Source organism: Thermodesulfobium sp. 4217-1 (assembly GCF_039822205.1).
In the GTDB taxonomy this organism is placed as follows: Bacteria; Thermodesulfobiota; Thermodesulfobiia; order Thermodesulfobiales; family Thermodesulfobiaceae; genus Thermodesulfobium.
In genome coordinates this window covers 1-13,128 of the sequence record NZ_JBAGBW010000034.1, presented here as the reverse complement: position 1 = coordinate 13,128, position 13,128 = coordinate 1, and the positions used below count along the sequence as shown (strand labels likewise).

The window sequence follows — 13,128 nt, the reverse complement described above, 5'->3', positions numbered from 1 at the left end:
TGCTTTTGCCATTATTTACCCTCCAAAAACTTATTTTTTATAAGTAATTTTAAAATCATTTTTTAAAAAAAGTTTATCCTTTTTTTGAAGAAATAATTGCTTCAGCAACATTTCTAGGGACTTCTTCATAGTGATCAAATTCCATTGTATACGTTCCTCTGCCTTGAGTTTTAGATCTCAAATCAGTCGCATACCCAAACATCTCGGACAACGGCACGAGAGCATTTATAATATGCACTCCATTTCTTGTAGTCATTCCGTCGATTCTGCCTCTACGAGAGTTTATATCTCCTAAGACCTCTCCTAAATAGTCATCTGGCACCACAATTTCGATGCTCATAACTGGTTCAAGTAAAATTGGCTTTGCTTTTGACATAGCTTCCTTAAAAGCCATAGATCCAGCAATTTTAAATGCCATTTCGGATGAGTCTACATCGTGGTATGAACCGTCAAAAATTGTAACCTTGAAGTCCACCACAGGATAACCAGCCAGAACTCCAGATTGCATTGCTTCTTTTATACCAGCTTCAACAGCAGGAACATATTCTTTTGGAATTGCTCCACCCACAATTTTGTTCTCACAAACAAACTCAGAACCTTGCTCAGTAGGAACCATCTCTATCCAGACATGGCCATATTGACCTCTACCGCCAGACTGTCTTATGAATTTCCCTTCAGCCTTAATCGGTTGTTTTATAGTTTCTCTATATGAAACCTGTGGTTTGCCTATTGTAGCTTCTACTTTGAATTCTCTTAAAAGTCTATCGATAATAATCTCAAGGTGCAATTCGCCCATACCCTGGATAATAGTCTGGCCCGTTTCGTGATCAATGCTAACTCGGAAAGTTGGATCTTCTTCTGACAACTTTTGGAGAGCAACTGAGAGCTTCTCTTGATCTACTTTAGTCTTTGGTTCTATGGCGACAGATATTACAGGTTCTGGTATATGAATAGATTCTAAGATTATTGGTCTATCTTCTTGTGAAAGCGTGTCACCAGTTACTGTATCCCTAAGACCAACCACTGCACAAAGATCGCCAGCGTAAACTGCAGGTATTTCTTCTCTGTGATTTGCATGCATCTGCAAAAGCCTTGCAACTCTTTCTTTGGTTCTCTTTTTAACATTGTAAATGTATGAACCAGCCTTTATTTCACCTGAATACACCCTTATATAAGTTAATCTGCCTACATAAGGATCTGAAATGATCTTAAAAGCAAGAGCCGCAGCAGGTTCATCATTAGAGGGCAGCCTTACTTCGACCTTGTCAGTTTTTGGGTTTAGCCCTTCAACAGGAGGTACGTCTTCTGGAGATGGCAAATAGTCGACTACGGCATCCAAAAGTTGTTGGACTCCTTTGTTTTTAAAAGCTGTTCCGCACAAAACGGGAATAAGTTTATTTTCAATGGTTGACTTTCTAATAGCAGCTTTTACTTCTTCAAGAGATATCTCTTCACCGTTCATATACTTACCTAAAAGTACTTCATCGTTTTCGACAGCATTTTCAATAAGTTTTTCCCTGCAGTCTTCAACAACTTCTTTGTAATCTTCCGGCACATCTAAAACTTCAAAATCTCTGCCGCTTTTATCGCCTGCCCAAACGTATGCTTTTCTCTCGAGTATGTCTATTACGCCTAAAAAGTTGTCTTCTGCGCCCATAGGAACTTGGATAGGAACTACAGGAGCTCTAAGCTTCTCTCTCATATCGGTTACAACTCTGAAAAAATCTGCTCCAACTCTATCCATTTTGTTTACAAATACAACCCTTGGCACTTCATACCTGGTGGCCTGTCTCCAAACGGTTTCAGATTGTGGTTGTACGCCCTCTACAGCTGACAGTACAACTACGACGCCATCTAGTACCCTTAATGAACGTTCTACTTCAATTGTAAAGTCCACGTGACCTGGAGTGTCAATTATATTAATTCTAAAACCTCTCCATTCAACAGTGGTTACTGCTGAAGTTATTGTAATGCCTCTTTCTCTCTCTTGAGGCATCCAGTCCATAGTTGCAGTACCCTCATGGACTTCACCAACTTTATGAATTCTGCCAGAATAGAACAAAATCCTTTCAGTAGTGGTAGTCTTACCTGCGTCAATATGCGCAGCAATACCAATATTTCTTAATTGATCAATGGAAAAACCTCGTTTCATAAACACTCCATCCTTAATTTGTTAATTTCTTACCACCTATAATGCGCAAAAGCCCTGTTGGCCTCTGCCATCTTATGCATATCTTCTCTTTTTTTAATGCCAGTTCCTGTACCCCTAAAGCCATCAATGATCTCTTGAGCCAAATTTTCTGTCATCGACTTACCAGTTCTAGCCCTGGCTGCGTCTACAATCCAACGAATTGCAAGAGCCAAACCTCTCCTTGGCACTACTTCGATAGGTATCTGGTAAACAGCACCACCGACACGCCTTGGTCTTACTTCAAGAATTGGCGTTATGTTTTGTATGGCTTTTTCCAAAGCCTGGACACCTGGTTCTCCGACAGCTTTCTCAACTATGTCAAGTGCTCCATACATTATGTGTTCTGACTTACTCTTTTTACCATCCCACATAACCTTATTAATAATTCTTGTAACAACAGTACTGCCAGTAACTGGATCAGGTATTAAAGGTCTAACTCTTGTTCCACCGCGTCGAGGCATAACTTTATCTCCTTTTTAGCTTATTTCTTTGGTTTTTTAGAGCCATATTTAGAACGACTCTGAGCTCTATTTTGAACACCGGCTGCATCTAAAGCCCCTCTTACAATATGGTAACGAACACCAGGAAGGTCCTTTACACGACCTCCTCTTACCAAAACAACAGAGTGCTCTTGTAAATTGTGTCCAATACCAGGTATATAAGCAGTAACCTCAAATCCATTAGTGAGCTTTACACGAGCAACCTTTCTCAGAGCCGAATTAGGTTTCTTTGGTGTAGTAGTATAAACTCTTGTGCAAACTCCTCTTCTTTGAGGACAGGACTGCAATGCTGGCGACTTTGATTTTCTTGTTAATTTTTCACGTTCATATCGAACCAATTGATTAATTGTGGGCATACTATAATCCCTCTTTTAGAGGTTCACCTCCTAGTAAATAAAATTTTAAAGTATAGACAAAATGCTATCATACCAATAAATAAAACATCTGTCAAACAGGAAAATTACATACGTTATAAAAGATTTCTAAAGATAACTAAAAAAATATCAATGAAATCTAATTATTAAATTTTTCCTTATATAATTAAGCAAATTCGAATATCTAACTTTAAATATTATCTTTTTTTTGTATAAACTTTAAAATTGAGTATATCCAGACTTATTGATTGCACAAATGCTTCCATCTATCTTTTTTAATACAACTTTCTTGTCGTCACAAACCTCTCCAATTATCTTTACCTTATCGGATGATTTTTTCAAAGAGGAAGAAATATCTAAAAAGCTATCTCTCTTCACTACTGCCACAAGCCCAAAATCTTCTCCTCCATTAAAAACAAAATCAAGATATTCCTTATTTGTAATTTCTGCAATAGCTTTAAGTTTTTCATCAAATATCTCTTCCTCAAAAAGCATTGCGCCAAAGCCATTTTTAACAACCAAATTTTCAATACAACTAGCTAACCCGTCAGAATTATCCATCATTACGCGTATCAATTTTGACTGTCCCAAAATACGTCCTGCGATAACCTGAGGATATGGATATAGAAAAACCTCTACCTGTTCATCGAAACCGTCAAACTTGTTTTTAATTACTTCCAAACCAGCACCAGAATAACCCAGGGGACCTACAGAGACGATTAGGTCTCCAACTTCTATCTCTCCTTCTCTTTTTATGGCCATCGATTTTTCAACATAACTTATCAAAGTAATAGAAATAATCGTGTTTTCAGATTTAATAGTATCTCCGCCAGCTAAATGAGTGTTAAACTTCTCAGCAAGGCCATTTAGACCTTTATAAATATCTTCTATATAATCGAAGTCTCTTTCTGGATTTATTCCCAAGGATATAAAATAAAATTTTGGTATTGCGCCCATAGCAGCAATATCAGACAAATTAGCACACATAGATCTGTACCCAACCGCATAAGGGTTGGTATCAGCCAAGAAGTGTTTTCCTTCCACAAGCATATCTGTGGTAATTACTAAATCAAAACCTTCAGGTGGGGAAATTACAGCGGCATCATCACCAATTCCCAATTTAAGATCGGCCACTGTCTCTTTTGGGTTTATGCTATTAATAAAACCAAACTCCCCAAGATCCTTAATTTTCAACATTTTTTCAAATCTACATTTAGATACTCTGCGACGATCTTCATTGCACAATACTTGCCACACATACTGCAACCCTGTTCTTCGGCAGACTTTCTACTGTTATAAACTCTTGATGACTTTTCAGGATCTACAGAAAGCTCGATCTGCTTTTTCCAGTCAAGAGCTTTTCTTGCTTGAGCCATCTCTAAGTCCCAGTTAAGAGCGCCCTTTACCCCTTTGGCAATATCAGCAGCATGAGCCGCTATCCTTGAAGCAATAACCCCATCCTTCACATCCTCTAAGGTTGGCAAGCCCAGATGTTCGGCTGGAGTTACGTAGCACAAAAAATCTGCTCCATACATGCCTGCGATAGCTCCTCCAATAGCCGAAGTTATATGGTCGTATCCTGGCGCCACATCGGTCACTAAGGGGCCTAATACATAAAATGGAGCTCCCTGACAAAGTGATTTCTGTATCTTTATATTAGTTTCTATCTGGTCGATAGGAACGTGACCCGGTCCCTCGACCATCACTTGCACACCGTAATCAAGAGCAGTTTTCGTAAGCTCACCTAAAGTTATAAGCTCTTCAATCTGAGACCTATCAGTTGCATCAGCTAAAGCGCCCGGTCTCATTCCATCACCTAAGGACAGGGTCATATCATACTTTTTCGCAATTTCTAACAATCTATCATAGTTTTCATAAAGAGGATTCTCTTTGTCGTTGTGAAGAATCCAGGCAGTTAGAAAAGATCCGCCTCGGCTTACAATATCTGCAGTTCTCTTTTGCTTTCTCAACCTCTCAATAGAGGACCTTGTGACACCGACATGGACTGTTATAAAGTCAACTCCTTGTTCACCTTGTTTTTCAATAACGTTGAAAAAATCATCAACGTCCATCTTTACTATCGCACCATATTTTTCAAGCGCATTCACTGCAACTTCATATATTGGCACCGTTCCAAATGGCACATCGCAATCTGCCAAAAGAGTCTCTCTAATTTTTATTAGATCCCCTCCTGTAGAAAGATCCATTACCGCATCTGCACCACTTTGAATAGCAATCTTCAATTTTGCAATTTCTTCCTCTATATTTGGAAAATCGCTTGATGTGCCAATATTGGCATTAACCTTTGTCTTTAACCCTTTGCCTACCCCCCTATAAGACATTGATTTGTGATTTATGTTCGCTGGAATACAAATTGTACCAGCACTTAATTGTTCTAATATATAATCAACGCTCAAACCCTCATATTCTGCAACATATTTTATTGCGTCGGTATACACGCCCTTCAATGCCGACTCTCTCTGGGTCATTTAATTTTCCTCCTTATTTGTTGAAATATTAATTAATTTTTTTAACTCTTCATCTCTATCTTTAGCATGCCAAAAGCCGCTTCCCACACAAATTCCATCAGTCCCAGCATCAAAAACAGCTTTAGCATTATTTGAATTAATACCGCCAATAGAATATATAAAAGTTGTAGTTAAAGACCTAATTTTTTTTAGAAAGCCTAAACCGTTCAATGCACATTCGGGCTTTGTAGATGAAGGATATATTGCTCCAACGCCAATGTAATCTACACTGGCCAATTGAGACGCTCTCAAATCATCAACGCTGTGAACTGTAGCACCCACTATACCTCTCCCCATAAGCCTTCTCACTACTCCAAAAGGCAGCTCCTCTTCGCCTACATGAACCCCAAAGGACTCTAAGGCAATAGCTACCTCAACTTTATCGTTAATAATAAGTTTTATCTGTGGGAAAAGTTCTTTTATTTTAGATCCTAATTCATAAATCTTCTTAGTAGAAAATTTTTTGGCCCTGAGTTGAATTAGATTTATTTCGTTGCTTACTAAAATATTAAGTCCATCAAAAAGATCCGACTCATCCTTTACCAAGCTCAAATCTGCCAATATATAAATGCTTTCAAAATTTTTAGATAACAATTCCTTTTCTATCTCATAAAACTTAAATCGTATTTTCATTATGCGATGACTGATGGAGGTATCTATAAATCTTGAAAACTCTTCTAAAACCCTCAAACTTTCTTTAACTCTTGACAGATTGGCCTTAAGAACCTGATCTTCATCTACGTATAAACTATGTGAATAATCTTTTCCCGTGTCAGATTCAATATCTCTTGATTGAAAAAGATTAAAATTTAAGATAAGAGATACTTCATGTCTAATATCTCTAATCTTAGAAGAATTATGCGAATCATTTTTTATAAACCGTAAATAGTCCTCAACAACCCTAAGGCCCTCTATACACCTATTGCGATTAGCATCTAAAACTCTATTAACATCTTTTTCATAAAACATATTTATTTTAACCTCGCTCTAAAAAATAAAAAAACTCCCGACTTTGGGAGTTTTTTTATTTCTCTCCCTTCGTCGGTATTATCCGATTCAGGTTCTGCGGGTCAGGCACTAGCCTATCTCAGCCCTTTCGAGCTCCCCGGGAAAATACAACTATATAATACATTTTAAACAAATTACAAGCAAATTACAAATGAGTACATTTTATTTTAAAATAATAATTTTTTTAAATTACTTTAAAACAAAAGGAGGACCGCTTATTCGCAGTCCTCCTCGCTATTACAAAAAATGATAAATTAGTTAACCCATATCAGGCAGTGCACAACGTCCAAAAATGTTCATCTCACAACCTTTGGTAGCATCGGCCATGTGATTAATATAATTGAGCTTATATTTAAGGAGCTCTTTGATATGCTCGATAACCTGCATTCCCTCTTCTGATTTAAAGAGGTGAGCATACCTTCCCTGAGTCTTCAAGAAATCCTCAATGGGTCTTAGCTCTCTTGGTTTAAAAGTTACGTTCCACTGTCCATTATCAACTTCATAAAGAGGCCAAAAACCTGTTTCGACAGCAAGCTTTGCAATACTGACAGTTTCTGAAGCAGGGAATCTCCACCCTCTTGGACATGGCGCAAGAACTGTAATGAAGCTTGGACCATCATAAGTAAGAGCTTTCTCTACCTTTCTCATGAAGTCATTCCAATGGGACAAAGAAGCCTGTGCAGCATATGCAATATCATGAGCTGCCATAATAGCCACTATGTCTTTTCTTAAACTTGCACGAACATTACCTGGTCTTACTTTTCCCACCTGACAGGTAGTTGTCCATGCTCCTAACGGAGTGGCTCCTGACCTTTGGATGCCAGTATTCATATATGCCTGGTTATCCATACAGATATAAAGCATTCTGTGCCCTCTCTCCATAGCGCCAGACAAGGCTTGAAAGCCTATATCATAGGTTCCGCCGTCTCCACCAAAAGCTATAAAGTTAATAGGCTCAGTAACCTTTCCTCTCTTAGAAAGTGCCTTATAGGCAGATTCCATTCCTGAAGTGATAGCAGCAGCATTTTCAAATGCATTATGATACCAGTTAACGTTCCAGGATGTGTATGGGAAAATGCAAGAAGAAACTTCAAAACAGCCTGTGGCCTCGCCCACTACTACAGGATCTTTGGACGCCATTATAGCCTGTTTTATAATCATCGGCTCAGGGCAGCCTGCACAAACTCTATGTCCTGAAGTTATAGGTAAATCTTTTTTAGGTAATTCAGTCAATTTGAAAGCCATATTATATGTCCTCCTTTATCCTTTCACGCCGATATACTGTCTCAAATCCTTTACTTCACCTTTATCAACATTGCCCATCAGGTTTTCAAATATGTTTGCCATATCTTTAATCTTTACATCTCTGCCGCCCAAACCTATAATATAGTTTGCCATTAGAGGCATCTTCTTTTTATTCGCACAGGCTCCAGATAATTCAGAGAAAATCGGCGCACTAGCACCGCCATAAGCATCAGCTCGTTCCACAACAGCTAAGCCTTTTAGATTAGAAATTGCTTCATATAGTTCTTCGGCAGGGAATGGTCTAAAAAGCCTAAGTCTTATAACTCCTACTTTTATACCCTTCGACCTAAGCTCATCGACTGCAAGCATAGCTACACCAGTGATTGAAGACATAGCCAATATTGCATATTCGGCATCTTCCATTTTATATGTTTCCATAATGGCTGGAATATTCTTTCCAAATTTCTTATTGTATTCTTCGTGAATTTCTACAATTACTTTCTTTGCATTTTGGATTGTTTCTTGCAAATTTTTCCTTGCTTCCATGTAGTAATCTGGCAGAAAATATGCGCCAACACTTACAGGTTGTTTCAAGTTTAAGAGAGAATATGGAGGATCAAACTCTCCAACAAAATCTTTAACCTCTTGGTCGTCTAATAATTCTATTCTCTCTGTATTGTGAGAAATGCTAAAAGCATCAAGGCCAACAATAACAGGCAGATAAACCTTAGAATTTTCAGCAATTCTTGTGGCAATTATCGTTGAATCATAAGCTTCCTGTCCATTAAAACAGTAAAGGTGAATCCAGCCAGCATCCCTTGAACCCATAGTGTCGCTGTGATCTCCGTGAATGTTTATAGGAGCAGAAAGCGCTCTGTTAACATCGATCATTATGATTGGATGCCTATTCCCTGCTGCAATGTAAAGAATCTCATGCATAAGGGCAAGACCTTGAGAGGAAGTACAAGTCATTGTTCTAGCTCCTGCAGCCACCGAACCACAACATGCCGAAAGTGCCGAATGTTCAGACTCTACTGTCACAAATTCAGTATGAACAATCCCGTCAGCAACAAATTCTCCAAACCTCTCAACGATTAAGGTTTGAGGGGTAATAGGATAAACTGCAACTACATCGGGATCAATTTGTCTCATTGCTTCTGCTACTGCATAATCTCCAGTTAAACCAACATTTTTTCTCGCCATATGACCCTCCATTATTTCAAAAATGGCTTTTCAGTATTTTCAAAATCTGCACCCAATACCATTTCTATGGCATTTACAGGACAGACCTTGCTACAAACTCCGCACCCCTTGCAGTGTACAGGGTCAAAGCCTAACATTTCATATTTTTCGCTTTCCTTAGCTACCACAATTGACATGTCTGGACAGAAAAGCCAACACGTCATACAATTCGTACATTTATCTTTATTTACTTTTGGATGTTGCATTCTCCATGTGCCTGTTTTAAGACAGGTCGAATTAGAACCACCCACCAAACTTCCTCCAACAGGAATATCCTTCCAGCCTAACTTCACTTCACAGGGGGTTTCAATTCTCTTTATATCTTTATTCATCCCTGTTTCACCTCCTCATATGCCCTTTTTATAGCAGAAACATTGGCATCAATAACCTCTTGCTTAAATTTGCCCGTAAAACTTCTTACCATTTCGTTTATAACATCATCAAAACTTAATATGCCAGTTGCTCTGACCAATGCACCTGCCATAGTTGTATTAGTTATTGGTCTTTTTAAGGTTTCAAGAGCTATTTTTGTAGCATTAACTGTAAACAATTTTATTCCAGATGAAATCTTAAGCTCTTCTCTTAACTTCTCAGGCTCACCGGGATAATTCACAATTAAAAAGCCATCACTTTTAAGGCCCACCAAGAAAGGCGTTTGTGAAAAAAGTGTAGGATCTAAAACAACAACTGCATCTGGTTCATCTATTTGAGAATAATTTTTTATTGGAACATCAGAAATTTTGGTATAGGCTACGATAGGAGCACCCTCCCTTTCAGCTCCGAATTCAGGAAAAGACTGAAAGTATTTATTTACGCTTAGTGCAGCTGATGCCAGAAATTGAGATGCTGTCCAGGCACCCTGGCCTCCTCTTGCATGCCAACGAATTTCCCAGTAACTTTTCATTATCAAACCTCCTTTAAAGTATAAAAAAGCAGAAAAAATAACAACATGCCCGCTTGAGATAATCATATTATATATGTATTTATTAAAATTTTTTAAGTATATTAAGTATACCAAATGTTTTGAAATGTCAGAATAAATAGGATATTGAAATTTTTTAAGTTATATGAGAAAAATTAAATGTTAAGAATTTCTTTGTAAAGAAGCATAAGTTCTTTGTCAAAAAGTGGTCTTGAAAGTCCTGAAACCTTATTTTTTATTTTTGGTAAAAGAAGATTTATTTCGCCATTGTTAAGTTGAATCCCAAATTCTTCAAATTTGTTTTTTATAGCCTTAGGTCCAGAATGTTTACCAATAACCAGCTGTTCTACCATGCCAAGATCGTCAGCTGAAAAGGCTGATACTTTCTTCCCCATCCTTCTCGCATCAAGCGAAATGCCAGATTCAGTATTGAAAAGCTTTTTACCAACTATTGGTTTATAATCAGATATTTGAACACCAGATCTTTGACTCACGAGATTAGACAATACAATCATCTTTTTGAAATCAAAGCCCAGATCGATCCCCCAAAGAATTTTCAATGCAGCGACTACTTCTTCCAATGAAGCGTTTCCTGCCATCTTGCCAAGACCTAAAACTGTAGTGCTTGCAAATTCGCAACCAGAAGCAATGCCCACAAGAGTGTTTGCAGTAGCCATACCAAAATCATTATGCATATGAACTTCCATAGGCATGCCCACTCTCTCAGAAAGGTATGTTATTGTTTCGTGAACCTTAAATGGATCCATTACGCTTGACGTATCACAAATTCTAAGTCTGTCTGCTCCTGCCTCTTTTGCCATAAGAGCAAATCTCACTAAAAGATTTCTTGGCGCTCTCCCTGCATCTTCCATATGCAAAGAAACATAAAGACCAAGTTTCTTTGCATAGTTTATTGCTTTATCGGTGGCCTTAAGAGCCTCATCAAAATCTACGCCCATTTTAAAATGAAGGTGAATAGGAGAAACAGGACAAGAAATCCCAACAGCCTCTACGCCAGCTTTCAAAGAAGAGTCAATGTCAGAGGTAACAGGCCTATTCCAAGACATTATTTTTGACTTCAAGCCAAGCTTTACAATCTCTGAAACGGCATCAAATTCTTCGCCCATCATTGCAGGAATTCCTGCTTCAATCTGATATATACCCATATTGTTTAATTTTTTGGCAATATCAATCTTATCTTGCTTAGAAAATATAACGCCAGCCGTTTGTTCTCCATCTCTCAAAGTCGTATCTATAATTTTGATATTATCTAATACAGCTTCGAAAGAGCTCGGTAGATTGAAAAACATGCTATATAAGAATTCCTTTTTTTAACTTATACGGTAATTTCACGGGAGAGCCCTTTTTCAGAATGGACTCCTCAGCAGCCTCCAGGATTTCAAGGATCCTTAAACCTTGCATGCCCTCTGTTATAGGCTCTTTTTTATCTAAAATTGAATCTATAAAGGATTTACATTCGTTTTTCAAAGGCTCAGCTTGCTCAAAATCGACAATTTTTTCGCCACCAGAATTTAAAAACGGCTTTCCATTAACAATTTTTGCACCTTTATTATAAAGTATCAGTTTATGAGGAGCTCTATCATCAAATATCGCCATTTTCTTCGTCCCAATAACGACTGTTTGTTGAATTTTTCTTGGATGAAGCCAAGAAACAAATATATTGCCAAATATATCCTTGAATTCCAATGTCACATGGGCAATGTCGACCCTATCCTCGCTTAAAAAGCTATGACCGGTGCTCGACACTACAATATCTCCCTCTAATCCAAGCAGATAGAAAAATATTGACAGATCGTGCGGAGCAAGATTCCACAAAACTGATTCATCAAAAGATACCTTGCCTAAATTTAGCCTACTTGAGTGAATGTAGTGGATATCTCCAAGTTCGCCTTCCATAACAAGTTGATGAAGGGTTTGAACAGCGGGATGATACAAAAGTACATGCCCTACAAGCAATCTTAAATCTTTAGCGCGAGCTATCTCAATCAGCTCCTCACCTTCTTTTGCATTAAGGGCCATAGGCTTCTCTACAAAAACATGTTTTCCACTATTTAGCGCCCTTTTCGCAAGAGAGTAGTGAAAAGATGAAGGAGTAGCAATTACCACAGCGTCAATTTCGTCAGACAAAAATATTACTTCTGGATCAGTTACACAATTTACATATTTATATTGACTTTCTACTTTTGCCAGCTTATCTGGATCCAGATCACAGACGCTATGAAGACATCCTAATTCAAAAAAATTTCTTATTAGGTTAATACCCCAATCTCCTGCACCAATTACAGCAACATTTACACTCGTTTTAATTTCACCTCTCTAAATTATTATGATAATTAATTTTTATCGACGTTAACAGAGTTCTTAGAAACGATACTTGAACTGTTAACAGTTATGTCTTTACTTGTTTTCTCATTTGTTTTCAACGTCGTTTTATCATTCGTTTTCAATGCGGGCTCAAGAGTAGGAACGACAAATGCTATCTCAATCTTTCTTGGATCGTCTGTTTTTAATATAGTATAATTTGGCGCATCTGGAAAGGTCAAAACAATTCTTGATGATTTCAATATATCAGAATCAAAATTCTGGATTCTATACATATTTACATAATTTATGCCCTTAGGAGTAAACTGACCTGTCTTTACGGTCTTATCAAGGAAGATATTTGGAATATCAATAATAACCTGATCCGGGAAAGCAAATTGCTTAATATCAGCTTGCGAAATCGGAGTTGTGCTCTCTATCAGAAGTATAGCCTTCGTACCGTCATTATAAAGCTTTACATCATTGATAAATTGATTCTTCATAAGATTGACAGGCGGATAATCACCATCAGTAATTTTTAGAGGTTGTACAGTAGTTGTCGTTGATGTAGCAGATGGAGAAGTTTGAGTTTGAGTACTATTGCTATCAGCATTTACTTTAAGAGTGCTACTTGGCAGAACTGTACTGTTACCTGGCTGAACTGTCTGCTTTAGTACAGGCGCTTTATCTGCCATATTAGTAGGTAAAGGAGAATTTGTATTTTTAGGATTAATAGTTGTAGAAGAAGCATTTGTACTAGCAGCACTATTTGTACTAGCAGCACTATTTGTACTAG

The 13,128-nt window shown here is 37.8% G+C and carries 12 protein-coding genes, 1 pseudogene and 1 riboswitch; all 13 genes and pseudogenes read right to left on the bottom strand.

Annotation, left to right across the window (positions count from 1 at the left end):
- Positions 1-73: 73 nt before the first annotated feature.
- Positions 74-2,152 carry an elongation factor G gene (gene fusA / locus V4762_RS09345; protein WP_347315514.1) on the bottom strand — a complete coding sequence of 693 codons (2,079 nt, stop codon included), beginning with the start codon at positions 2,150-2,152 and terminating at the stop codon, positions 74-76.
- A gap of 29 nt (positions 2,153-2,181) precedes the next feature.
- Positions 2,182-2,652, bottom strand: coding sequence for a 30S ribosomal protein S7 (rpsG, locus tag V4762_RS09340; protein WP_347315513.1), 471 nt, complete (start codon positions 2,650-2,652; stop codon positions 2,182-2,184).
- 20 nt (positions 2,653-2,672) lie between these two features.
- Entirely contained in the window at positions 2,673-3,047 is a 375-nt protein-coding gene (rpsL, locus tag V4762_RS09335) for a 30S ribosomal protein S12 (protein ID WP_347315512.1), read from the bottom strand.
- Between the two features lie 237 nt (positions 3,048-3,284).
- Positions 3,285-4,262, bottom strand: a complete 978-nt coding sequence (gene thiL, locus V4762_RS09330; protein ID WP_347315511.1) for a thiamine-phosphate kinase — start codon at positions 4,260-4,262, stop codon at positions 3,285-3,287.
- Positions 4,256-5,554 (bottom strand): phosphomethylpyrimidine synthase ThiC, encoded by a 1,299-nt coding sequence (gene thiC / locus V4762_RS09325; RefSeq protein ID WP_347315510.1) that lies wholly within the window; start codon positions 5,552-5,554, stop codon positions 4,256-4,258. Before thiC ends, thiL begins: the two co-directional genes overlap by 7 nt.
- Positions 5,555-6,562, bottom strand: coding sequence for a thiamine phosphate synthase (locus tag V4762_RS09320; RefSeq protein ID WP_347315509.1), 1,008 nt, complete (start codon positions 6,560-6,562; stop codon positions 5,555-5,557).
- Positions 6,563-6,609: 47 nt separating this feature from the next.
- A riboswitch (TPP riboswitch) is annotated at positions 6,610-6,711 on the bottom strand.
- 148 nt (positions 6,712-6,859) lie between these two features.
- Positions 6,860-7,846 carry a thiamine pyrophosphate-dependent enzyme gene (locus V4762_RS09315; protein ID WP_347315508.1) on the bottom strand — a complete coding sequence of 329 codons (987 nt, stop codon included), beginning with the start codon at positions 7,844-7,846 and terminating at the stop codon, positions 6,860-6,862.
- Positions 7,847-7,861: 15 nt separating this feature from the next.
- A complete protein-coding gene (locus V4762_RS09310; RefSeq protein WP_347315507.1) occupies positions 7,862-9,049 on the bottom strand; it encodes a transketolase C-terminal domain-containing protein in 1,188 nt (395 codons plus the stop codon).
- Between the two features lie 11 nt (positions 9,050-9,060).
- Entirely contained in the window at positions 9,061-9,420 is a 360-nt protein-coding gene (locus tag V4762_RS09305; RefSeq protein ID WP_347315506.1) for a 4Fe-4S binding protein, read from the bottom strand.
- Positions 9,417-9,992: a 2-oxoacid:acceptor oxidoreductase family protein gene (locus V4762_RS09300; protein WP_347315505.1), complete on the bottom strand. Its 576-nt coding sequence runs from the start codon at positions 9,990-9,992 to the stop codon at positions 9,417-9,419. The genes V4762_RS09305 and V4762_RS09300 overlap by 4 nt, the downstream gene beginning before the upstream one ends.
- Positions 9,993-10,165: 173 nt before the next feature.
- Positions 10,166-11,320 carry a homocitrate synthase/isopropylmalate synthase family protein gene (locus V4762_RS09295; RefSeq protein ID WP_347315504.1) on the bottom strand — a complete coding sequence of 385 codons (1,155 nt, stop codon included), beginning with the start codon at positions 11,318-11,320 and terminating at the stop codon, positions 10,166-10,168.
- A gap of 1 nt (position 11,321) precedes the next feature.
- Positions 11,322-12,338: a Gfo/Idh/MocA family protein gene (locus tag V4762_RS09290; protein WP_347315515.1), complete on the bottom strand. Its 1,017-nt coding sequence runs from the start codon at positions 12,336-12,338 to the stop codon at positions 11,322-11,324.
- 26 nt (positions 12,339-12,364) lie between these two features.
- Positions 12,365-13,128: pseudogene (locus V4762_RS09285) on the bottom strand (hypothetical protein); the annotation flags it as partial.

What these genes read in the sequence shown, in the direction of transcription:
- fusA (WP_347315514.1), bottom strand. Translation starts at nt 2,152, where the DNA reads ATGAAACGAGGTTTTTCCATTGATCAATTAAGAAATATTGGTATTGCT.
- rpsG (WP_347315513.1), bottom strand. Translation starts at nt 2,652, where the DNA reads ATGCCTCGACGCGGTGGAACAAGAGTTAGACCTTTAATACCTGATCCA.
- rpsL (WP_347315512.1), bottom strand. Translation starts at nt 3,047, where the DNA reads ATGCCCACAATTAATCAATTGGTTCGATATGAACGTGAAAAATTAACA.
- thiL (WP_347315511.1), bottom strand. Translation starts at nt 4,262, where the DNA reads ATGTTGAAAATTAAGGATCTTGGGGAGTTTGGTTTTATTAATAGCATA.
- thiC (WP_347315510.1), bottom strand. Translation starts at nt 5,554, where the DNA reads ATGACCCAGAGAGAGTCGGCATTGAAGGGCGTGTATACCGACGCAATA.
- V4762_RS09320 (WP_347315509.1), bottom strand. Translation starts at nt 6,562, where the DNA reads ATGTTTTATGAAAAAGATGTTAATAGAGTTTTAGATGCTAATCGCAAT.
- V4762_RS09315 (WP_347315508.1), bottom strand. Translation starts at nt 7,846, where the DNA reads ATGGCTTTCAAATTGACTGAATTACCTAAAAAAGATTTACCTATAACT.
- V4762_RS09310 (WP_347315507.1), bottom strand. Translation starts at nt 9,049, where the DNA reads ATGGCGAGAAAAAATGTTGGTTTAACTGGAGATTATGCAGTAGCAGAA.
- V4762_RS09305 (WP_347315506.1), bottom strand. Translation starts at nt 9,420, where the DNA reads ATGAATAAAGATATAAAGAGAATTGAAACCCCCTGTGAAGTGAAGTTA.
- V4762_RS09300 (WP_347315505.1), bottom strand. Translation starts at nt 9,992, where the DNA reads ATGAAAAGTTACTGGGAAATTCGTTGGCATGCAAGAGGAGGCCAGGGT.
- V4762_RS09295 (WP_347315504.1), bottom strand. Translation starts at nt 11,320, where the DNA reads ATGTTTTTCAATCTACCGAGCTCTTTCGAAGCTGTATTAGATAATATC.